The following is a 297-nucleotide window of genomic DNA, read 5'->3' as shown; positions in this document are numbered from 1 at the left end:
CCGCGAGGCCGAGCGGGCCGGCAACACTGCCGAAACCGGCCAGCGCGGCGACGCCCAGCACCAGGCTGATGCCAGCGCCCGCTACACTCAGGGCAGCGCTGAAATAATGGTCCTGAGCTTCTTTGCCCGATGACGCGGCGGCGGCGTTGAACGATTTGATCGCGTCGACAATGTCGAACGGCAAGGTGATCGCGCTGGCGAACATTCCCGCGCCACGGCTCATGTATTTGCCGATCGAGGTCAGCGCAAAACCCCTCAGTACATTGCTGCCCTGGGTCAGCATCGCCTGGCCTGTTC

At 64.0% G+C, this 297-nt stretch carries 1 protein-coding gene; it reads right to left on the bottom strand.

The annotated features are described in order from the left end of the window. A partial coding sequence (locus tag AAEY83_RS13870; protein ID WP_351059702.1) for a hypothetical protein occupies nt 1-283 on the bottom strand: 283 nt, incomplete at its 3' end. Nucleotides 284-297 lie beyond the last annotated feature (14 nt).

Origin of the sequence: Psychrobacter sp. TB20-MNA-CIBAN-0197 (assembly GCF_040309765.1) — a bacterium.
Taxonomy (GTDB): domain Bacteria; phylum Pseudomonadota; class Gammaproteobacteria; order Pseudomonadales; family Moraxellaceae; genus Psychrobacter; species Psychrobacter submarinus.
The sequence above is the reverse complement of the archived record's forward strand: the minus strand, read 5'-3'. Positions and strand labels throughout refer to the sequence as shown.